Annotated in this window: 22 protein-coding genes and 1 tRNA gene; 16 read left to right on the top strand and 7 right to left on the bottom strand. The window is 64.9% G+C overall.

The features are described 5' to 3' along the window. Positions 1-288 precede the first annotated feature (288 nt). Positions 289-1,923, top strand: coding sequence for a DIP1281 family NlpC/P60 protein (locus G7Y29_RS05560; RefSeq protein ID WP_165004091.1), 1,635 nt, complete (start codon positions 289-291; stop codon positions 1,921-1,923). A 10-nt stretch (positions 1,924-1,933) separates the two neighbouring features. Next, entirely contained in the window at positions 1,934-3,004 is a 1,071-nt protein-coding gene (locus G7Y29_RS05555; protein ID WP_165004093.1) for a ferrochelatase, read from the top strand. 3 nt (positions 3,005-3,007) lie between these two features. Here G7Y29_RS05555 and G7Y29_RS05550 read toward each other — a convergent pair whose 3' ends face one another. After that, positions 3,008-3,763 (bottom strand): hypothetical protein, encoded by a 756-nt coding sequence (locus tag G7Y29_RS05550; RefSeq protein ID WP_165004096.1) that lies wholly within the window; start codon positions 3,761-3,763, stop codon positions 3,008-3,010. 45 nt (positions 3,764-3,808) lie between these two features. Here G7Y29_RS05550 and G7Y29_RS05545 point away from each other — a divergent pair, with 45 nt between their 5' ends. The 3 genes from G7Y29_RS05545 to G7Y29_RS05535 are packed head-to-tail and all read left to right on the top strand — an operon-like array spanning position 3,809 to position 6,364. Further along, on the top strand, positions 3,809-4,648 hold the full coding sequence (locus G7Y29_RS05545; protein ID WP_165004099.1) for a DUF3097 domain-containing protein: 840 nt from the start codon (positions 3,809-3,811) through the stop codon (positions 4,646-4,648). A gap of 19 nt (positions 4,649-4,667) precedes the next feature. Next, positions 4,668-5,096, top strand: a complete 429-nt coding sequence (locus tag G7Y29_RS05540) for an NfeD family protein (RefSeq protein ID WP_196820113.1) — start codon at positions 4,668-4,670, stop codon at positions 5,094-5,096. Further along, complete coding sequence (locus G7Y29_RS05535; protein WP_249399706.1) at positions 5,096-6,364, top strand: SPFH domain-containing protein; 1,269 nt, start codon at positions 5,096-5,098, stop codon at positions 6,362-6,364. Before G7Y29_RS05540 ends, G7Y29_RS05535 begins: the two co-directional genes overlap by 1 nt. Here G7Y29_RS05535 and G7Y29_RS05530 read toward each other — a convergent pair. The 3 genes from G7Y29_RS05530 to G7Y29_RS05520 form a co-directional block, all read right to left on the bottom strand. Then, on the bottom strand, positions 6,361-6,909 hold the full coding sequence (locus G7Y29_RS05530) for a MarR family transcriptional regulator (RefSeq protein WP_165004104.1): 549 nt from the start codon (positions 6,907-6,909) through the stop codon (positions 6,361-6,363). The two genes, G7Y29_RS05535 and G7Y29_RS05530, sit on opposite strands and share 4 nt — an antisense overlap. Positions 6,910-6,929: 20 nt before the next feature. Beyond that, entirely contained in the window at positions 6,930-7,598 is a 669-nt protein-coding gene (locus G7Y29_RS05525) for a TVP38/TMEM64 family protein (RefSeq protein WP_165004107.1), read from the bottom strand. Positions 7,599-7,646: 48 nt separating this feature from the next. Continuing rightward, positions 7,647-7,732: transfer RNA gene (locus tag G7Y29_RS05520), tRNA-Leu, on the bottom strand. A gap of 163 nt (positions 7,733-7,895) precedes the next feature. On the opposite strand from G7Y29_RS05520, the gene G7Y29_RS05515 reads away from it, so the two are divergent. Next, entirely contained in the window at positions 7,896-8,426 is a 531-nt protein-coding gene (locus G7Y29_RS05515) for a YbhB/YbcL family Raf kinase inhibitor-like protein (protein WP_165004110.1), read from the top strand. 18 nt (positions 8,427-8,444) lie between these two features. Beyond that, the gene (locus tag G7Y29_RS05510) at positions 8,445-8,792 is read left to right on the top strand and encodes a hypothetical protein (RefSeq protein WP_165004112.1); all 348 of its coding nucleotides are present in this window, start codon (positions 8,445-8,447) and stop codon (positions 8,790-8,792) included. On the opposite strand, the gene G7Y29_RS05505 is transcribed toward G7Y29_RS05510, so the two are convergent. Next, on the bottom strand, positions 8,767-9,876 hold the full coding sequence (locus G7Y29_RS05505) for a quinone-dependent dihydroorotate dehydrogenase (RefSeq protein WP_165004115.1): 1,110 nt from the start codon (positions 9,874-9,876) through the stop codon (positions 8,767-8,769). The genes G7Y29_RS05510 and G7Y29_RS05505 overlap by 26 nt on opposite strands. Before the next feature lie 3 nt (positions 9,877-9,879). Continuing rightward, complete coding sequence (locus G7Y29_RS05500; RefSeq protein ID WP_165004118.1) at positions 9,880-10,920, bottom strand: YncE family protein; 1,041 nt, start codon at positions 10,918-10,920, stop codon at positions 9,880-9,882. A 102-nt stretch (positions 10,921-11,022) separates the two neighbouring features. Here G7Y29_RS05500 and G7Y29_RS05495 point away from each other — a divergent pair, with 102 nt between their 5' ends. The 9 genes from G7Y29_RS05495 (at position 11,023) to G7Y29_RS05455 (ending at position 19,862) form a co-directional block, all read left to right on the top strand. Continuing rightward, positions 11,023-11,880 (top strand): undecaprenyl-diphosphate phosphatase, encoded by an 858-nt coding sequence (locus tag G7Y29_RS05495; RefSeq protein ID WP_235933565.1) that lies wholly within the window; start codon positions 11,023-11,025, stop codon positions 11,878-11,880. 22 nt (positions 11,881-11,902) lie between these two features. After that, positions 11,903-13,117 (top strand): cysteine--1-D-myo-inosityl 2-amino-2-deoxy-alpha-D-glucopyranoside ligase, encoded by a 1,215-nt coding sequence (gene mshC / locus G7Y29_RS05490; RefSeq protein ID WP_165004120.1) that lies wholly within the window; start codon positions 11,903-11,905, stop codon positions 13,115-13,117. Positions 13,118-13,140: 23 nt separating this feature from the next. After that, positions 13,141-13,521, top strand: coding sequence for a hypothetical protein (locus G7Y29_RS05485; RefSeq protein ID WP_165004122.1), 381 nt, complete (start codon positions 13,141-13,143; stop codon positions 13,519-13,521). A gap of 4 nt (positions 13,522-13,525) precedes the next feature. Continuing rightward, positions 13,526-14,209, top strand: coding sequence for an HAD family hydrolase (locus G7Y29_RS05480; protein WP_165004293.1), 684 nt, complete (start codon positions 13,526-13,528; stop codon positions 14,207-14,209). Positions 14,210-14,215: 6 nt separating this feature from the next. Then, on the top strand, positions 14,216-14,479 hold the full coding sequence (locus G7Y29_RS05475) for a phosphoribosyl-ATP diphosphatase (RefSeq protein ID WP_165004124.1): 264 nt from the start codon (positions 14,216-14,218) through the stop codon (positions 14,477-14,479). A gap of 24 nt (positions 14,480-14,503) precedes the next feature. Next, on the top strand, positions 14,504-15,352 hold the full coding sequence (gene hisG, locus G7Y29_RS05470; RefSeq protein ID WP_165004127.1) for an ATP phosphoribosyltransferase: 849 nt from the start codon (positions 14,504-14,506) through the stop codon (positions 15,350-15,352). A 29-nt stretch (positions 15,353-15,381) separates the two neighbouring features. Beyond that, positions 15,382-16,812 (top strand): aspartate ammonia-lyase, encoded by a 1,431-nt coding sequence (aspA, locus tag G7Y29_RS05465; protein WP_165004130.1) that lies wholly within the window; start codon positions 15,382-15,384, stop codon positions 16,810-16,812. Between the two features lie 75 nt (positions 16,813-16,887). Further along, positions 16,888-18,198 (top strand): anaerobic C4-dicarboxylate transporter, encoded by a 1,311-nt coding sequence (locus tag G7Y29_RS05460; RefSeq protein WP_165004133.1) that lies wholly within the window; start codon positions 16,888-16,890, stop codon positions 18,196-18,198. Positions 18,199-18,203: 5 nt separating this feature from the next. Continuing rightward, the gene (locus tag G7Y29_RS05455) at positions 18,204-19,862 is read left to right on the top strand and encodes a formate--tetrahydrofolate ligase (protein ID WP_165004137.1); all 1,659 of its coding nucleotides are present in this window, start codon (positions 18,204-18,206) and stop codon (positions 19,860-19,862) included. 6 nt (positions 19,863-19,868) lie between these two features. Here the strand turns inward: G7Y29_RS05455 and G7Y29_RS05450 are convergent, their stop codons facing one another. After that, positions 19,869-20,699, bottom strand: a complete 831-nt coding sequence (locus G7Y29_RS05450) for a RecB family exonuclease (protein ID WP_165004140.1) — start codon at positions 20,697-20,699, stop codon at positions 19,869-19,871. Positions 20,700-20,715 lie beyond the last annotated feature (16 nt).

Raw genomic sequence — 20,715 nt, 5'->3', positions numbered from 1 at the left:
ACAGTCATCACGCGTAAGTCGTGCGGCTGATGCAGTACGGGCATGTGGGGAAGCACGCCAAGCACTAGCGAAGACGAATGCGGTAGATCGCGTTGCGCGAACCGGCTCCAGTAGTCAGTCAATAGTCAGCGCGTGTCCAGTCTCGGAACTTGTCTAGTCAACCGGTTCCGCGTCTAAGTCGACCTCGGGTTCTTACGGTTTTTCACCGGGTATAGGCACAGGCACGCGTCGTGAGGAGCACCTTTCGTGGATATTCATGCCACGGGCGCTCGACGTCGTTGGTCGCGTATGGCGACCAGTGCTGTCGCGTGCTCGACAACACTCTCCGTCCTCTGGGTGGCCAGCAGCGCCGCCGTCGCGCCCGCAAACGCCCAGGATCCGGTTCAGGATCTCGGTGCCTCCGCGGCTGCTTTGGTCGGGGCAATCTCGACCTCACAAGGGCGAATCGACCAGCTCGATGTGGCGATCGGTGACCTCCGGGAGTCCGTCAACCAGGCCCTTGTTGATCTCCACGATGCCCAAGCTCTCGCCGAGCAGGCGCGTCGCGGCGCTGAGGAGGCGCAAAGACGCCTTGAGCAGTCGCAACGCGACGTGGAGGCAGCCCGCAGGGATCTTGCAGGTCTGACTCGCACGCAGTACAGGAGCCAGGGATCACCATCCGCGTTGGAAGGCCTCGGGAGCAGTAGTGCACAGCGCGACGTTCTCGACCGTTCCCTGTTCCTGCGCCAGCAGGCCGCGGCCAAGCAGGCGAGGCTTGACGACGTCGAGCGTTCCCGTGCGGAAGCAGCCAACGAGGAATCGCGGCTGCGCCTCGCCAGTGAGCGTGCGACGCGGACTGCCAGCGAAGCGAAGGAGGCTGAAGCACAAGCCCGAGCAGCTCTGGATGCTAGCCAGGCCGAGTTGGAAGTCCAGCTCACTGCGCGCGACGCAGCCGTCGCAGAGCAAACCTCGGCCCAGCGTCAGCTGGAGGACGTGCGCCCCGGGGCAGCACCGGCCGCTGAACCGTCCGTGAGCGAAACTGCGGCTGAGCGTCACCCAGGCGACATTGTGGACGACCAGGCCATCGCGGCGGTGGAGTCAACCGTCGCCGAGGTAGCCCCGGAGGCGCCAGCACCGAGCACGGAGCAGGTCACTCAAGCGGTGGAGACCGCGCTGCGGTTGCGCAGTACCGAATCCGCCGCCGAAACGAGCAACGAAGCCACCGCCACAGCCACCGCCGAAACCTCGCAGGAATCGCAGGAACCGGTCGCCGGAGAGGCCTCGAGTGACGACGTCACCGCCCAGGCCGCGAGCATTGCTGCGGCGGCGGCGCTGGTGGGGTCCTCCCAGGCGGCTCACGGCACCTTCGACAATCCCTATGGCAGCAGCGACAGCGAGGTCATCGCCGCGTTCTCGAGTGGCCTGTCCTCCGTGCTCGCGGCCGCGCAGGCGCATACACCCACCCCCGAGGTCGAAGACGTGCTGCCCGATGTCTCCACCTCCGAAGATGTCACTGACGCCATCAAGGACACTCTGCCGGCCGCGCCCAACTCTTCCCAGGTTGAAACCGTCATCGCACGGGCACAGGCCATGGTGGGTACCCCGTACGTGTGGGGCGGCGGTGACGCCAACGGCCCGACTACAGGGGTCAACGGCGATAGCCAGAAGGGCTTCGATTGCTCGGGTCTCGTCCTCTACGCTTTCGCCGGGGCCGGCGTCTCCCTGCCTCACTACACCGGGTACCAGTACCAGCGCGGAAAGCAGATCGACCCGCACAACGCGCAACGCGGCGACTTGTTCTTCTGGGGCAACAACGGCGACAGCCATGTCGCTATCTACCTTGGAGACGGCACGATGATTGAGGCTCCGTCATCAGGCCAGACGGTGCGGGTCACACCCGTCCGGTGGTCGGGAATGTCCCCGAAGGCGGTACGACTGCTCTAACATCGAAGCCATGGCATTGAACGACTACGACGCACTCCTCGTCCTCTCCTTCGGCGGCCCCGAAGGGGAGGACGAGGTCATTCCATTTCTCGAGAATGTGACCCGCGGCAGGGGCATCCCGCGCGAGCGCCTTGCCGAGGTGGGCGAGCATTACTTCCACTTCGGTGGCGTCAGTCCCATCACCGAGCAGAACCGCGCGATCATCGCGAACGTGGAGAGGGAACTGGCCTCCCGCGGCCACGACCTGCCGGTCTATTTCGGCAACCGCAACTGGCACCCGATGGGAGAGGACACTGCCAAGGAGATCGAGGCCGCCGGGCACAGGCGCGTTCTAGTGTTCGCCACTTCGGCGTGGGGCGGGTACTCCGCGTGCCGCCAGTACGACGAAGACATTCTTCGCCTGCGCGAGGTGACGCCGGAGATCGAGTACACGAAGCTGTGGCAGTTCTACGGACATCCGACGTTTGTCGAGCTCATGGCGGAAGCGACCAAGCGAGCGTGGGAGGCCGCGGACCAGTCGGTAACCAAGGTACTGTTCTCTGCGCATTCCGTCCCGAACGCCGCTGACGATTCGTCGGGCGGGCCACAGGACTCCAACCTCTATTCCCGCCAGGTGGCGGAGGCTTCCCGTCTCGTTGCAGAGGCGGCCGGGGTGCGCGACTACGAGGTCGTCTGGCAGTCTCGCTCGGGCAACCCGGCCACGCCGTGGTTGGAGCCGGACGTTGTCGATCGCTCTCTTGAGCTTGGCAAGCAGGGCGTCAAGCACATCATCTGCGTCCCCATCGGTTTCATCACCGACCACATGGAGGTCGTGTGGGATCTGGATACCGAACTCAAAGAAGCGTGCGAGAAGGAGGGCATGACGGTTGACCGCGTGCCCACTGTCGGCCTCGACCCGGAGTTCGCTTCCATGGTGGTCGACCTCGCTGAAAACGTCACGCAGGGTGCGAGCCCGGCGAGCCTTTCCGAGGTCACCGTCCAGGGATGCACTGTCAACGGCGCGCCGTGCGCTCCCGACTGCTGCATGATGCAGCGCCCGGGCAAGCCCGCGCCACGCCACCCGCAGAACCCCGTCACCTAAGCGCTAGCTTATCGACGCCCTCCGGTAGTCCTGCACCGCGTCTGCGACGCCCGCCATCCGGGCAGTCCGGATGTGGCGCCACAAAGCGAAGAGCTGGGGGTCGTAGCTGTGGTCGCCGAGGCGGTCAGTGACCGTCTCCACGATCGCAGCGACGCGGTCCGCCCGCGCGAGCACCTTGGCTGCGCGCGGTGTGACTCCCCGTGGCAGACCCGGCGTGTCGTAGAAGTCCGCCAGCGTACCCACCGTCAAACGGGGGTTGGGCAGATCAGATCGCGTACCGCCGGCGGCCTCGATGAGAACCGCCGCCTGCTCGGTGGCGCGCGACAGGAGCGAGTCGGCCTCGCCGGGTGAGAGCCATGAAGGTTCAGGCAATCGCTTCTTCTCCTCAAACCAGCGCCATTCGACGCCGTCATCCCAGTATCGCGGCACCAGAACGTGTGAGAAACCGCCAGCGGCTTTGATCACGATCGCGCCGGCTGGTCCGAGGGCCTCCGCGGCGGCGGAGCCCGCGTGAAGTCCCGCCGCCTGGCCCGGGCCCCACAAAATCAGCCTAACCACCGGTTCGTGGGAGCTCAGGTCGGCGCTCGCACGGGCGTCGAGAAGCAGGGCGGCGAGCCCTTGGCCGCCGTAGGAATGGCGGCCGCCGAGGTCTGTAAGCGCAGCCACCGTCTCGTCGGTGGACTCGACGCTGTACAACCACGCCGCGAGCCAGATGGCCGTGTTCTGGAGCGGTGAATATACTTCGGCGCGCGTGTACATAGCGGGTCATGGTAGCGGATGCGACGGCGGTAGACTGTGCCGACTATGAGACACAACGATCCGTACGGTGGGGACATTCTCAAAGGACACGCTCGAAACCGCAAGCCGGTGCACCCAGAGGTGCCCGCAAAGCCCGGCATCGTCGTAGAGGTTGCCGGAAACAACTTCGTAGGAGCGGTCGTGGGTTTCGAGCGGACCTACGACGGAGACTTCGTGCGCCTCGAAGATCGCCGTGGTACGCAGCAGTTGTTCAAAATGCTCCCCGGAGCGTTCCTGCTCGAGGGGAAGGTTGTGACACTGACGCGGTACGTGGAGAAGCGGGCACCGGAGGTGTCGAACTCTGGCTCGAGGCGCGTCGAGGGGGTTCGCGCCAAGGTAGCCATGCCGAGCCGGATTTGGGTGGAAGGCATCCACGACGCCGCGATCGTGGAAAAGGTGTGGGGCCACGACCTGCGTGTCGAAGGCGTAGTCGTCGAGTACCTGGAGGGCCTGGATAACCTTCAGGAGCGGCTCGCTGAGTTCCAGCCCGGCCCAGGCAGGCGGATCGGCGTGCTCGCAGACCACCTCGTCGAGGGGAGCAAGGAGACGCGGCTCGTGGAGAACGTCGGGCCGGACGTGCTTGTCACGGGGCATCCCTACATTGACATTTGGGCGGCCGTGAAGCCCGCGAGCGTGCGCATCACGTCGTGGCCCGACGTGCCGCACGGGGAGGACTGGAAAGAAGGAGTGTGCCGCAGGCTCGGCTGGAGCGACCCAAAGGAGGGTTGGCACCGGGTCTACAGCGCGGTGAACACATTCAAGGATCTCGACCACACCCTCATCGGCGCAGTCGAGCGCCTTGTCGATTTCGTCACCAACCCGGAGCTCTCCAAGTCCGACCTGTAGCGCATGTAAGGTGGGCCCCGTGGGCGCACTCGTATGGTTTATCGCAGCGGCAGTACTGGCCGGTCTCGAACTGGCCGCCGGAGAATTCACGTTCCTCATGATCGCAGCGGGTGCGCTCACCGCGGCCGGTGTCTCGCTCGCCAGCATCCCCTTGTGGGCGGAAGTTGGAGTCTTTGTCGCGTCGTCAGCGGCGTTCTGGCTCTTTCTGCGCCCCTACCTGCACAGGCAGTTTCTCAAGCCCCGCGCCTATGACGAGACCCCGCGCGCCCTCGTCGGCGCCCGCGCGGAGGTGCTGGAGGACATCACGCCCGAGGGCGGGCAGGTGCGCCTTGACGGATCGATTTGGTCCGCCCGCTCCCTCGACCCCGCGGAATCGATCCCGGCCGGTCAGCACGTCACAGTATCCGATATCGACGGCCCTGTCGCGGTCGTCTGGAAGGAGCCCTAATGGGCGGAATCACTGCGATCGTCATCATCGTTTTGGTGGTGGCGATCCTTTTCAGCTCAATCAAGATGATCCAGCAGGGTGAAGCGGCCGTCATCGAACGCCTCGGCCGCTACACCCGAACAGTATCCGGCGGCGTGACTCTCCTTGTGCCGTTCATCGACCGTGTCCGCCAGCGCGTGGACACCCGCGAGCGCGTCGTTTCCTTCCCGCCGCAGGCCGTGATCACCCAGGACAACCTCACCGTCGCAATCGACATTGTGGTCACTTTCCAGATCAACGACCCAGCGAAGGCCATCTACGGCGTGGACAATTACCTTGTCGGCGTCGAGCAGATCTCCGTGGCGACACTGCGCGACGTCGTCGGAGGCATGACGCTGGAGGAGACCCTGACCTCGCGCGAAACCATCAACCGCCGCCTGCGCGGCGAGCTCGACGCCGCCACGTCCAAATGGGGGTTGCGCATCAGCCGCGTCGAGCTGAAGGCGATTGATCCGCCGCCGTCCATCCAGCAGTCCATGGAGATGCAGATGAAGGCGGACCGCGAGAAGCGCGCCATGATTCTCACCGCCGAGGGCAAGCGCGAATCCGACATCAAGACCGCCGAGGGTGAGAAACAGGCCCGCATCCTCTCCGCCGAGGGCGAGAAGCACGCCGCGATTCTTTCGGCCGAGGCGGAGCGCCAGGCGATGATCCTTCGCGCTGAGGGCGACCGCGCCGCGAAGTACCTCTCCGCCCAGGGTGAGGCACGCGCGCTGCAGAAGGTCAACGCGGCGATCAAGTCGTCCGGTGTCACACCGGAGCTGCTGGCCTACCAGTACTTGGAGAAGCTGCCGGAGATTGCGCAGAACGAGGCTGCGACGATGTGGATGATCCCGTCGCAGCTGGGAGACTCGCTGGAGCAGTTCGCCAAGGCGTTCGCGCACAAGGGCGACGACGGCGTGTTCCGGTACGAAACCGCTAGCGTGGACAAGGAGACGCGGGACATGGCCGAGGTGGAGGACACCGACCGCTGGTTCGACACCTCCACGGACCCGGAACTTGCCAAAGCGCTCGCCGAGGCCCGCGCGGTTGCGAACAAGCACGTCGACGCTCCTGACCCCACGATGGAGCCCGCGAAAAGCGAGCGGCCCGAGCCCCCGCGCATCCAGCCGGCTGAGCTGGAGCGCGCCCACCGGCCGTCGGAAAGCGACGTGCCCCAGACCCTGCGGGCAAACCCGGCCGGTGCCGCACCCGTTGAGGATGCCGGGTACCGCGACGAGCAGAGCTAATCGACGCCCGCGGCTCGGCTGATCAGGTTCAGCGCAAGCTGCACACCGGCCTGCTCGGCGTGCCACCCAGCCGCCTGGAGGCGCTGGCTCATCGCCTGTTTGGAGATGCCCAGCCTCTCGGCGGCTTCGTTCTGGTTCAGGCCCCTGCGTACCAGAGCTGTCGCCTCACGCCCCTCGTACGTCCGCTTCATCAGGACATGCCCGATGAGTGCGAACGTGGCCGCGATATCCGACGCTTCGCTGCCCTCCGCATCAGCGCTGACCCCCACAGTCGCGGGTTTCCGACCCGTGGCATCAGTCGCCGCGTGCACGGCGCCGCCGCGCCGCGTGATACCGAGCCCGATCGCCCAGTTTCCGTCGGAGAGCAGCGCCATAATGAGGTTGAGTGCGTCGCCGGGTGATTCGACGTGGGCTCGAATGTCCTCGACGCCGACGATCTCGAACTCGCCGACGCCGGGAAGCGTGGACAGCGCGTACGCGGAGCGCTTCACCAACTGGGCGCGCCCCTTTTCTCTGCCGCGGTATCGGGCGTGGACAGCAATCATGGTTGTCTAGTCTAGCGGGTTTACTCAAGTGTCCGGTGAACCGGCTGAGCCCCGCGTGGGCGTCGCGTGGGCAAGGAGGCGTCGAGAAGCAAGCCCGCCACTCCCACGACCGCGAGGATCCCCATGATCGCCAGCACGACCGTGTTGGCCTCCCCGGTCAGGGCGTCGCCGAAGATGGCCACGATAACGGTGTTCGGGGCGGAACCGGCAAGCGTCGCCGCGGCGAACGGCAGCACGCCTACACGGGTCAACGCCGCGGCGTAGTTGAGGATGGAGAAGGGCACCACCGCGATGAGGCGGAGGCTGGCGATGGCGAGCCAGCCGCGCGCCTCCAGCCGCCCGTTGATGGACTCAATCGCGGGGTGCTTCAGCCGGGGTTCGACGAAGTCGCGCAGCAGGAAGCGCACCATCAAAAGAGAAACCACCGCGGCTACGGTCGTTGCGCTCAGCGCAATGATGACGCCCCACAGCGACCCGAAGAGGATGCCCGCCGAGATGGTCATTACGGTGCGGGGAACAGGGAACTGCGTCACGAGGACATAGAGCAGCCAGAACAGCACGGGGAACCACAGGCCGGTGCGCTCGGCCCACTGGCGCAGGACGGCGAGGGGAGGGACGTCGAGAAGCATCCAGGCCGCAAAGAACGCGGCGGCCGCCACCGCGAGGAGCGCTATCCGCGATTTGGTCATGGGTCCTTCCAATGCAAAAACCGGCTCCACGTGGGAGCCGGCCGTCTGTGCCCGAGGGGGGACTTGAACCCCCACGTCCGTTAATAGGACACTAGCACCTCAAGCTAGCGCGTCTGCCATTCCGCCACCCGGGCTGGGTGTCTGTCAGCCTTCCGGCTTGGCACTTGGATAACTATAAGGGGAGGGTTGCGCGGAGCACAAATCGCCTGCTCATCTCGCTTATCGACGCCCACCTCAACGCCCCGGCTTCCACCCGTGTGATTTCCCTGGGCCACGCATTTCGGTATGACTGGAGTTATGACGAATTACAATGATGCCCGCTTCCCAGGACCTGACCCCTATGCCCCGTTGAAGGACGTGCCATCCTTCGGGCTGACGTCCACCGACATCGCCGACGGCGAGAAGCTTCCCGACAGCCTGACCGGCGATGACGCGACCTCACCGCAGCTGGCGTGGTCGGGCCTGCCGGAGGGCACTAAATCACTCGCCGTGACGTGCTTCGACCCGGACGCCCCGACGGCGTCGGGGTTCTGGCACTGGTCCACTTTCAACATCCCGGTCGATGTCGCAGAGCTGCCCGCCGGCGCCGGCGCCAGGGAGGACCTTGGGGTGGGCGCTGTGACGCTCCCCGGCGACTCGGGCCAGAAGGCGTTCTACGGCGCCAACCCGCCGGAGGGCCACGGCCCGCACCGCTACCTCTTCGTCGTGCACGCCGTGGATGTCGAGGAGTTGCCCGCCGAGGAGATCGCCAACCCGACGCAGCTCGGATTCAACCTGTACTTCCACTCTCTCGGCCGCGCCATCCTCTGGGGTTGGTACGAGAACTAGCCGGGTAACCTCTTCCAGATGATTCCGATTCAACTCCGGGTGGGCGGGGCCTTTATCGCCCTCGCCCTTGTGCTGGTGATTTACGCGGCAGTGGCATTCTTTCGCGGGCAGGGCGTATTCGAGCTCACCCCGCAGGTGCTGAGCATCCTCGCGGCGGCGCTCATCTTCGGCGCCAACGCCACGTTCGTGCGCGAGCAGAGCCGTTCGCGCACCCAGGTCCTCGCCCTCGCGGTGGCTGTCGCGCTCGTGGTCGTCGGCGTGCTCGTGCCGTCGACGGTGCTGTTCCTCACTCAGACCTACTGGTTGCTGCTGTGGGCGGGCGCGGCCATCCTGTGCGCGCTTATTTTGCGTCTGAACGCCACTTAAGCCCGCTGCCCACAGCATCTGAAATGGAGTTCAGGCCGTGGGCCTTTACTTGCGCCGCGATGCCCTTGTGAATGCCGCGGATCCAGCCAGGGCCGCCGTAAATGAGGGGCGTGTAGCCCTGGAGCAGGCTCGCTCCCGCGGCGACGCGCTCCCAGGCCTGCTCCGGGGTCGATATGCCGCCAACGCTGACCAGTACGAGCTCCCCGCCGACGCGTTCGTGCAGCCTGCGCAGCACCTGAAGCGAGCGCTCGTTGAGCGGGGCGCCGGAGATGCCGCCAGCTCCCATCGCCTCAACCTCGGAGGCGTCGGTGGCCAGCCCCTCGCGTGAGATTGTGGTGTTGGTGGCCACAATGCCGTCGAGGCCGAGCTCCACCGCCAGGTCCGCCACCGCGTCGATGTCGTCGTCGCTGAGGTCGGGCGCGATCTTCACCAGCACGGGAGTCGTCGTCGCCTCCTTGACCACGCTGAGAATGGGGCGCAGTTCCGCCACGGCCTGCAGGTCGCGGAGCCCCGGGGTATTAGGGGACGACACGTTGACCACGAGGTAGTCGGCGAGCGGCCCAAGGGCGGAAGCACCAGCCCGGTAGTCAGCCACCGCATCCTCGGACGTCTTGTTCTTCCCGATGTTAATGCCGATGATGTCGTCGGAGTTCCGGGAACTCAGGTTCATGGAAGCAGCCAGCGCACCGTCGTTGTTGAACCCCATGCGGTTGAGGATGGCCCTGTCCTGTGGGAGGCGGAACAAGCGCGGCGCGGGGTTGCCGGGCTGCGGCTTAGGAGTGACCGTGCCCAACTCGGCGTATCCGAAGCCGAGGGCCGCCCAGGCGTCGACGCACTTCGCGTTCTTGTCGAACCCCGCCGCGAGCCCCAGCGGGGCCGGGAACGTCACGCCGAACAGCGTCTGTTCCAGCACCGGTTCATGGACTCGAACGAACCGTTCCAACGCGCGGTTGATCGGGGTAGCGGTGTGCAGGGCTCGAAGGACCCCGCCCATGATCCCGTGGATCCTCTCGGCGGGGAGGCGGAACATCGCTTTCAAGGCTGCGCCGTAAACGGCGTTGTACGCGGTGGTGGGAACACTCATGGGTTAGCGGTCTCCTTCGGGGGCGTTCTTTTCGTCGGGGGAGATGACCTGCAGCCCGTCGCCGGAAGCTGAGGCGATGATCAGGGTGCCGTCGTCAAGCGCGGCCATGTTGAGAGCGTCGGCGACGGTACGCAGGCTCACCCTCTCCAGGGGCACACCCTGGGAGATGTCGTAGCCGGACACCGTGTTGCCTGCCGTGGAGGTGACCCAGGCGAGGGAAGCGTCGTTGTCCCACGCGACGGCCCACGGGCTCTCCGCGACGGGAGCCGACTGCTGCAACCGGATGATGTCGGTGGCGGTGTAGACGAGAAGTTGAGAACCCGTGTTGTCCGCCGCGAGGACGAGTCCGTCGCCGCCGGTCGAGACCCCGCCGACGCCGAGCCCGACGCGCAAAGTTCCGCCCTGCCGGCCGTTGTCGAGGTCCAGATCCTGGATCGTGGTGTCGAAGTGGTTGATGCGCACAGCCGTGTCAGGTTGTTCCGCTCGGGGCACAGTGAGCAGCTGGTCGGTCTCCCGGGCGACGTTGAAGCTGTCAATCTCCTCGCCACCGCGGTAGACGCGCACCTCGCGGTCGTCCTCGGATCCCGCAATCACGTCACCGTCTGCGGTCAGCGCCGCGGCGGTTGCCTGGGCCTGTGTGCTGAACTTCTCCTCCCCAGCAGATCCGAACATCCGGATCTCGCGGCCGCAGGCGGTGACGAACCGCCCGTCGCGCGCGGTGGTGTCCCCGCACTCCTGGCCCAGCGCGTACTCGGTAGCTTTGCCCGAAACGACGTCCTCAAGCGTCCCGATGCTGAGGGTGCCCCCGGACCTCACCGCGACGAGGCCGCCGGTGGCGTCAAGGTCGTCGACGGGCGCGTGCTCGTGCACCGTGCCCGCCGGGTCGGTCGAGGCGGGGGACGCCTGCGGCTCGGCGTTGCCCATGATCGCGGCCTGTTCGCGTCCCGGCCCGGCGAGCTCGTCTCGGCCGCTGGGCCCCTGGCACCCGGAGAGCGTCAATACCGCAGCGGCGGCTCCAACGAGGGCAAACAATTTTACGCGCATCACACCGACCAACACTAGCAACCGGGCTCTGTAGAACTCACAGGCCTTCTCCCACCGCCGCGGTGCGCTCAACCGTGCGCCGCGGGGGTAGCGTATCTCAGCATGAACACCGCAACTGACGTGACGGAGCCGATGAGCTGGCTCCAGGTGATTGTCCTGTCCGTGGTGCAGGGGCTGACCGAATTTTTGCCGGTTTCCTCGTCCGGGCACCTCCGCATCGTCTCTGAGCTCTTCTGGGGTGAAGACGCCGGCGCAAGCTTCACGGCAGTGATCCAGCTTGGCACCGAGTTGGCGGTGCTTGTGTTCTTCGCGAAGGAGATCTGGCAGATCCTCACCGGTTGGTTTGCTGGCCTGTTCAACAAGGAAAAGCGCGGTTTCGACTACCGCATGGGATGGATGGTCATCGTCGGGACCGTCCCTGTCGCCTTGCTCGGTGTACTGCTCAAGGACTTGATTCGCGAGAATTTCCGCAACCTCTGGATTACCGCCACCGTGCTCATCTTGTTCTCCCTCGTCTTTATCCTCGCCGAGCGACGGGGTACAAAGAACCGCGGTTTTGGGGATCTGACCATGAAAGACGCCATCATCATGGGCTTGTGGCAGTGCCTCGCGCTGATCCCCGGGGTGTCGCGTTCGGGAGGCACGATATCCGGCGGCCTCTTCCTCAACTTGGACCGCGAAGTGGCTACCCGCTTCAGCTTCCTCCTCGCCATCCCCGCCGTGCTCGCCTCCGGTTTGTTCTCGCTGCCCGACGCGTTCGCTCCTCAGTCGGGCCAGGCGGCGACCGGCATGCAATTGCTAGTCGGTAGCGGCGTCGCCTTTGCGCTCGGTTATGTTTCCATCGCGTGGCTGTTGAAGTTCGTGTCCCACCACTCGTTCTCATGGTTCGCCGCTTACCGCATCCCGCTGGGCATCATCGTCATGATCCTGCTCGCCGCCGGGGTCATGAACCCGCTGTAGGGGTGGCTGTAGGGTAGTCACCATGCATTCTTGGCCCACCCCCGAGGTTCCCCAGGTTGCCGGGACACCCGTCAATCTGAACCTCTACGACACCGCAGACCAGGCCGTCAAGCCGGTAGACACAACCCCTAACGCAGACGGTGAGGTGGGAATGTACGTCTGCGGCATCACCCCGTATGACTCGACCCACCTGGGTCACGCGGCGACGTATCTCACGTTCGACCTGGTGCAGCGCCAGCTGCTCGCGAACGGCCACAAGGTCCATTACGTGCAGAACATCACCGACGTGGACGACCCCCTCTTCGAGCGGGCGGCGCGCGACGGCGTGGACTGGCGCGAGCTGGGTCAGCAGCAGATCAACCTGTTCCGTTCCGACATGGAGATCCTCGGCGTTATTCCGCCGCGCGACTACATCGGTGCGATTGAGTCGGTCGGCGAAGTCGTCGAGATGGTGCAAAAGCTTCTCGACGCCGACGCCGCCTACCGCCTCGACCACGGCGACATCTACGCCTCCATCGCCGCGACGGAGCAGTTCGGCTACGCGTCGAACTATTCCCGCGCGGACATGGAGATGTTCTTCGCCGAGCGCGGGGGCGACCCCGACCGCGTGGGCAAGCGCGACCCGCTCGACGCCCTCGTGTGGCGCGGCCACCGCGCGGGCGAGCCCGCCTGGGATTCCCCCTTCGGCCCCGGCCGGCCGGGGTGGCACATCGAGTGCTCCGCGATCGCCACAAACCGCCTCGGCGCCCGGTTTTCCATCCAGGGCGGCGGCTCTGATCTCGCTTTTCCGCACCACGAGTTCTCCGCGGCGCACGCCGAGGCCGCATACAGCGAACCGCGCATGGCGGGGCACTACGTCCACGCCGGCATGATCGCACTCGACGGGGTGAAGATGTCCAAGTCGCTGGGCAACCTCGTGTTCGTGCACAAGCTCACCGAGCAAGGCCACGAGCCGTCGGCGATCCGCCTCGCCGTGTTCACCGACCATTACCGCACCGACCGTGAATTCTCCGAGGCGATTCTCCGCGGGGCCGAGCAGCGCCTGGCGCGTTGGCGCGTGAACCTGGCACGGGAGGTTTCGTCCGCTGACGCTGAGCGGGTCGTCGATAAGCTTCGCGCAGCTCTTGCGGACGACCTCGACACCCCAGCGGCGCTGCGGGTAGTTGACGAGGTTGCGGGCGACCACGACGGAATGATCGCCGGTGCCCTTGACGGTTTGCTTGGCGTGCGGGTGTAGCGGTTTTCGTCCACAATGAACGCATGACAATTCGCGAGCAGTTCCAATCCGACGTCGACGAGTTCATCTCCGACCTCCACACCTTCGCCACCGGCTCCTACTTGCGCGACGAGGACAAGGAGCTGTGGGACGAGCCCTTCGACGCCGCGGTTTTGCCCGAGCTGAAGCAAAAGATCGAGGGCTTTCTCGACGCGCTCGAACTGCTTGGTGACGACCCGGACGGCGAGGAGTTGAAAAAGGTGGTCGCCCCGTTCTACTCCGCGCTCGAGGACTTCAACGCCGCGCATGCCGGCGCGGTGCTGGAGCCGGAGGAGAAGGCGGACTTGGAGTCCCTGGTGTTCCGCGCCTCCGCCGCGACGGGTGCCGACGACGAGGCCCTCAACGAGCTGCCAGAGCTGGAGTAACGTGCTGCCAAAGGCTATTTTCTGGGACATGGACGGCACCCTCGTCGACACCGAGCCGCTGTGGGGGATTGCCACCTACGAACTCTCGGAGAACCTGGGCAGGCGTCTGACGCCGCAGCTGCGCGAGCGTACCGTCGGCGGCAGCTTCGCCAACACACTCGGTATCGCCGCCACCCACGCGGGTGTGGCGCTCGCCGAGGGGGACTACGACCACCACAAGGCGTGGATGTACGCGCGCATGGCCGATCTCATGTCCGGCACTCTAGAGCCGAATCCCGGTGTCCGCGGCCTGCTCGCCTCCCTGCATGAGGCTGGGATCCCGATGCTCGTCACCACCAACACCGAGCGCGTGCTTGCCGACGCCTGCATCGACGCCGTCGGACGGGGGTTCTTTGTTGACTCGATCACCGGCGACGAAGTCGAACGCGCAAAACCGGCGCCCGACATGTACGTCGAGGCGGCTCGCAGGGTGGGGGAAAGACCGTCGAATTGCCTCGTGTTCGAGGACTCATGGGCGGGAATGAGCGCCGCCGCGGCGGCTGGGTGCGCAGTCCTCGGTCTCTCGGAGACAGTGCCCGAGGGCGTTGTCGCGTTCGACCCGGCTAACTTCCTCGGCGCCACCCATGCGCATGTTATGCAGTGGTACGCGGATATTGCGGACCTAAAGCGGGAGAGTGCGATAGAGTAAGTCTCCGTGAAAAACTTCGAGGAACTTTTTGCCGAGCTCGCCGAGAAAGCCGAGTCCAAGCCCGCCGGCTCCGGGACCGTCAAGGCGCTGGACAGCGGGGAGCATTACATCGGCAAAAAGATCATCGAGGAGGCCGGCGAGGTGTGGATCGCGGCCGAATACCAGTCCGATGAGGAGCTGGCGGAGGAGATGAGCCAGCTCATCTACTGGACCCAGGTGATGATGCTCAAGCGCGGCCTCACGCCCGCCGACGTCTACAAGTACCTCTAGGCACCCCGAAGGAGCTGATCTGCCATGATCAAAGTCGCAGTACCCAACAAGGGGTCGCTGTCTGAGAAAGCGGTAGAGGTGTTGAAAGAGGCCGGGTACAAGGGCCGCGGCATCAACAAATCGCTGAACGTTCTCGACGAGGCGAATGGAGTCGAGTTCTATTTCCTGCGCCCCAAGGACATCGCCATCTACGTCGCCCAAGGCCACCTCGACCTCGGGATCACCGGCCGGGATCTCGCCGCAGACTCCCGCGCGAATGTCGAAGAGGTGATGGCGTTGGGATTCGGATCTTCGACGTTCCGCTTCGCCGCCCCCGCGGGGGAGCCATGGACAATCCAGGACCTTGAAGGCAAACGCGTCGCCACGTCGTATCCCCACTTAGTCACCGACTACCTCGCCGATCGCGGCATCACCCCGGGTGAGGTGACGCGTCTCGACGGGGCCGTGGAAATTTCGATCAAGCTCGGCGTCGCTGATGCGATCGCCGACGTTGTGTCCACGGGGGCAACGCTGCGGCAACAGGGCCTCGCTCCGTTCGGGGAGCCGATGGTCACCAGCGAGGCCGTGGTCATCCGCCGCCGCGGACATGAGGGTTGCCCCGAGCAGGACGTGCTGCTCAAGCGCATCCGGGGCATCCTTAACGCGCAGAACTACCTCATGGTTGATTACAACATCTCCAGAGAGAATCTCGAGCGCGCAACTTCCATTACACCGGGCATTACCGGCCCCACCGTGTCACCGCTGTCGCGCGACGGTTGGGTCGCGGTCCGCGCTATGGTTCCGCGCAAGAAGGCGAACCAGACCATGGACGAGTTAGCCGTTGTCGGCGCCGAAGGAATCCTCGCCACCGAGCTCAGGATCGCCCGACTCTAAGGACGCCGGTCACGGGTATGCTGGTGAACATGGCTACTCGCATTGAAGAAGACCTGCTCGGAACGTTGGAAGTGCCCTCGGACGTCTACTACGGCGTCCACACCTTGAGGGCCGTGGACAACTTCCAGATCTCCGGGACCAAAATTAACGACATCCCCGATTTCATCCGCGGCATGGCCCAGGTGAAGAAGGCGGCCGCAATGGCGAACCGCCGTCTCCACGTGCTGCCGAAGGCGAAAGCTGATGCAATCATGTGGGCCTGCGACGAGATCATCGTGGGCGGACGCTGCCTCGATCAATTCCCGATCGACATCTACCAGGGCGGCGCTGGCACCTCGGTGAACATGAATGTCAACGAGGTCATCGCCAACCTCGCCTTGGAGCATCTCGGTGAGGAGAAGGGCTCCTACGACATCATCAACCCCAACGATGACGTCAACATGTCTCAGTCCACCAACGATGCGTACCCCACCGGCTTCCGTCTCGGACTTTACTACTCCGTGCAGCGTTTGCTCGTGCAGCTGGACGAGTTGCAGAAAGCGTTCCGTGCCAAGGGCGATGAGTTCAATGACATCATCAAGATGGGTCGCACCCAGCTGCAGGACGCCGTCCCGATGACACTGGGGCAGGAGTTCATCGCCTTTGGTTCAAACCTGGCGGAGGAGCAGCGCACCATCTCCACCGCCGCAAACGCGTTGCTGGAGATCAACCTCGGTGCCACCGCTATCGGCACCGGCATCAACACCCCCAGTGGGTACCGCGACCAGGCGGTCGCGGCCCTGCGCGAAGTAACGGGTCTGGACATTCAGGCCTCCCCGGACCTCATCGAGGCGACATCGGATACCGGCGGCTACGTCATGATGCATTCCGCCATCAAGCGCGCCGCGATGAAGCTGTCCAAGATCTGCAACGACCTCCGTCTGCTCTCCTCCGGCCCACGTGCCGGCCTCAACGAGATCAACCTCCCGGAGCGCCAGGCCGGCTCCTCGATCATGCCTGCCAAGGTCAACCCGGTCATTCCAGAGGTGGTCAACCAGGTTTGCTTCAAGGTCTTCGGCAACGATGTCACCGTGTCCATGGCCGCAGAAGCCGGCCAGCTGCAGCTCAACGTGATGGAGCCGGTCATTGCGCAGTGTCTGTTCGGTTCCGTGAAGCTGCTGGGCAACGCCGCAGACTCGCTACGCGAGAAGTGCGTCGACGGGATCACCGCGAACCGTGAGGTGTGCGAGGCGTACGTCAACAACTCCATCGGTATCATCACCTACCTCAACCCGCTGATCGGCCACCACAACGGCGATTTGGTGGGCAAGGAAGCCGCCCGCACCGGCCGTGGCGTGCGCGAGCTCGTTTTGGAGAAGGGCCTGCTCACGGAGGAGGATCTCGACAGGGCTTTGAGCAAGGAGAATCTCATGCATCCGGAGTTCCAAGGCAAGCTTTACCTGGACGACGAGGAAGCTTAGCCTCGAGTTGCCCCCGGGGTTTCATGGGTGAATACTGATAACTGTTATCAGTTCCAGCCATAAGGACACCCCGAGATGCTACTAGTCATCCAGCTCATCATCCTTTTCGGCGCCATCATTCTCGGCGCCCGCATGGGCTCCATCGCCATCGGCTTCGCCGGCGGCCTTGGAGTCCTTTTGCTTGGTCTCACCGGCATGAACGTCACCGCCGACGACATCCCGTTCGACGTCATCGGCATCATCATGTGCGTCATTGCCGCGATTTCCGCGATGCAGCTCGCGGGCGGCATGGACTACCTCGTCCACGTCGCTGAGCGATTCCTGCGCCGCAACCCCAAGCGCATCACCCTCTACGCTCCAATTGTGACGTGGCTCATGACCACCCTTGCCGGTACCGGCCACACCGCGTTTTCCACGCTGCCCGTCATTGTGGAGGTAGCTAAGGAGGGTGACGTCCGCCCTTCCCGCCCGCTGTCAGTGGCGGTCATCGCGTCGCAGATGGCCATCGTTGCCTCGCCGATCTCCGCGGCCGTCGTCTTCATGGCGTCGATCATGGAGCCCCTCGGCGTGGGTTATCTCCAGCTCCTCGCGATCATGATCCCCGCGACCTTCCTCGCCATCTTCCCGACGGCCTGGGTTGCGAACCGTCTGGGCAAAGAGCTTGCCGACGACCCCCTGTACCAAGAACGCCGCGAGGCTGGCCTAGTGAGCATGCCGGAGCCGCAGTCGGCCTACACCGCGCCGAAAGGCGCGCGGGCCTCGGTGTGGATCTTCATTGCCGCCATCGCAATCGTGATCGTCTACGCCACCCTCATCTCCGATCAGGTGGGGCTGATTGCCGAACCCACCGTCCCGCGCAATGAGGCCATCATGGCCATCATGCTGGCCGCCGCCGCAGTCATCCTGTTGGTGACTCGGAACCGCGCGGCGGAGGTTCTCAACACCCAGGTGTTCCGCTCCGGCATGTCGGCGTCGGTCTGCGTGCTCGGCGTCGCTTGGCTCGGCACCACCTTCATCAACCACTACATCGAGGACATCCAGGCGATCTCGGGTAACGTGCTGCAAGCCCAGCCGTGGCTGCTGGCGGTCGTGCTCTTCTTCGCGGCTTCGCTGCTGTACTCGCAGGCCGCGACCACGAAGGCCCTCATCCCTGCGGCCCTCGCCATCGGTGTCAGCCCGCTCACGGCCATCGCCGCCTTCCCCGCGGTCTCCGCTCTGTTCGTGCTACCGACCTACCCGACGGTTCTTGCCGCTGTGGAGATGGACGACACCGGTTCGACAAGGATTGGCAAGTACGTCTTCGACCACCCGTTCATCATTCCGGGTGTCATCTGCATCACGGTCTCCGTGCTCCTCGGTTACGGCATCGGAGCGCTTGTACTCTAGGTGTCATGAACACCGATGTCGCCATCGCACAGGCCCACAAGCTCGAACCCATCGCCGACATCGCCGCCCGGGTGGGCGTCCCGCAGGACGCCCTGATCCCGTACGGCAGGTACATGGCCAAGGTTGACTCCACCGCTCTGCCGGGCCTCGAAGCGAAAGGCAAAGTCGTCCTCGTTACCGGTGTTTCTCCGACACCGGCCGGCGAGGGCAAATCCACAGTGCTGATTGGCTTGGCGGACGCGCTCACCGCGCAGGGGACCAAGGCGTTGGTGGCGCTGCGCGAGCCCTCCCTCGGGCCCGTCATGGGCATCAAGGGCGGTGCCGCCGGCGGCGGCTACTCCCAAGTCGTGCCGATGGAGGATATCAACCTCCACTTCACTGGCGACTTCCACGCCATCACATCCGCCAACAACACGCTCGCGGCCCTGGTGGACAACCACATTCATCAGGGCAACGCGCTCGGGATCGACCCCAGGCGCATTACCTGGCAGCGCTGCCTCGATGTCAACGACCGCTCCTTGCGGAGCGTTGTCACGGGGCTCGGCGGGCCCGCCAATGGAGTTCCCGCGCAGAGCGGGTTCACCATCACCGCCGCCTCCGAGATTATGGCGATCCTCGGCCTGGCCACGGACCTCGCCGACTTGAAGGAACGGCTGGCGCGAATCACCGTCGGCCTGTCCTACGACAAGAGGCCGGTCACAGCGGGCGACCTGGGCGCCCAGGGGGCGATGGCCGCCCTGCTGAAAGACGCGATCAACCCCAACCTCGTGCAGACACTCGGCGGGACCCCCGCCTTCATCCACGGCGGCCCCTTCGCCAATATCGCCCACGGTTGCAACACCATCATCGCCACCCGAACCGCGCAGAAGTTCGCCGACGTCGTCCTCACCGAGGCCGGCTTCGGCTCCGATCTCGGGGCAGAGAAGTTCTTCGACATCAAGGCCCGTTACGGCAGCCTGGATATTGCCGGCGCTGTTGTCGTGGCCACCATCCGTTCGTTGAAATACAACGGCGGCGTGTCCAAAGAGGAGACCAGCAAGGAGAATGTCGAGGCACTCAGGCGCGGTGTGGTCAACTTGGAGCGCCATGTGGACAACGTGACTAAGTTCGGCGTCACCCCTGTCGTTGCAGTGAACCTGTTCGCCAGCGACACCGAGGCGGAGCGCGCCTTCCTCCGTGGTTGGGCAACCGAGCGCGGCATCGCGCTGGCGGAGGCGGACGTCTGGGCGCAGGGCGGGGCCGGAGCTTCCGAGCTCGCTGACCTGGTCATGGCGAACCTCAGTGAGGCAACCTCGAGGCCGCTTTACGACGCCGCTGCCGGCGTCGAGCACTCGATAGAGACGATCGCCCGCGAAATCTACCGTGCAGGCAGCGTGCAGTATTCGGTCAACGCGCAGCGGGATTTGGCCACGCTGAAGGAGAACGGCTTCGACACCCTGCCGGTGTGCATCTCGAAGACGCAGTACTCGTTCTCCGACGAGCCGTCGGTGCTTGGAGCTCCTGAGGGCCACACCTTGCACGTGCGTAAGCTCATCCCCCGCACCGGCGCGGGGTTCATCCTCGCGCTGACCGGTGACGTAATGACCATGCCGGGCCTGCCGAAGAAGCCCGCCGCCGACGGCATCGACATCGACGCGGACGGGGTCATCTCGGGGCTGTTCTGACAGGGGTTAGTCCTCCGGGTGCGTGGGGGAGTCGTCGATAAGCGCGCCGCCCGGCCAACCAGGGTAGACGGGAGGCGTCCCCCCGAACGCCGGACAAATGGCTTGGAATGAGCACCATCCACATAGCTTGGAGGTCCGTGGGCGGAAGGTGCCGCCGCGGCCGTCCGCCTCGATTTTCGCCCATAGGTCGCCGAGGTCGCGCTCAAAGTATTCCAGTTCTTCGCGCGAGGGGGCGAGGAACATCGAGTCGATCACTTTGAGGTACATCAACCGAAGCTGGGCGGGAATCGTGCCGAAGAAACGCCAGTACACCAGCGCGTAGAAGCGCATTTGGAACTGCGCGTCACCGGAGTAGCGCGGTTGGGGTTTCTTCCCCGTCTTATAGTCGACGACGCGCACCTCCCCGGTCGGGGCGACGTCGACGCGGTCGATGAACCCGCGCACGGGCACCCCGTTGGGCAGAACGCCGTCAACGTACATCTCCTGCTCGGTTGAGTCGAAACCGAGGGGGTTTTCCATGTGGAAGTAACCGCGGATGAGCGTGCGGGCATCGACGAACAGTTGCGTGCGGTCCGCGACAGGTTCCTCGACGCTCGGATCCTCCGCAACCAGTTTCTCCCACGCAGGTACGATCCGCTTCACCGCGGCCGGGTAGGTGCGCTGCTCACGCGGCCAGCCGTGCATCTCTTCCAGCACAGCGTGAACCAGAGTGCCCTTGACCTGGGCCTCGGTTTTTGGCTCCGGGAGGCGGTCAATGGCGCGCAGCCGGTAGAGCAACGGGCACTGCTTGTAATCGGACGCGCGGGATGGGGAGAGTGCGAGGGGGCGTGATGTCATGGTGCCAAACATCTTA

Source organism: Corynebacterium qintianiae, from assembly GCF_011038645.2.
In the GTDB taxonomy this organism is placed as follows: Bacteria; Actinomycetota; Actinomycetes; order Mycobacteriales; family Mycobacteriaceae; genus Corynebacterium; species Corynebacterium qintianiae.
The sequence above is the reverse complement of the archived record's forward strand: the minus strand, read 5'-3'. Positions and strand labels throughout refer to the sequence as shown.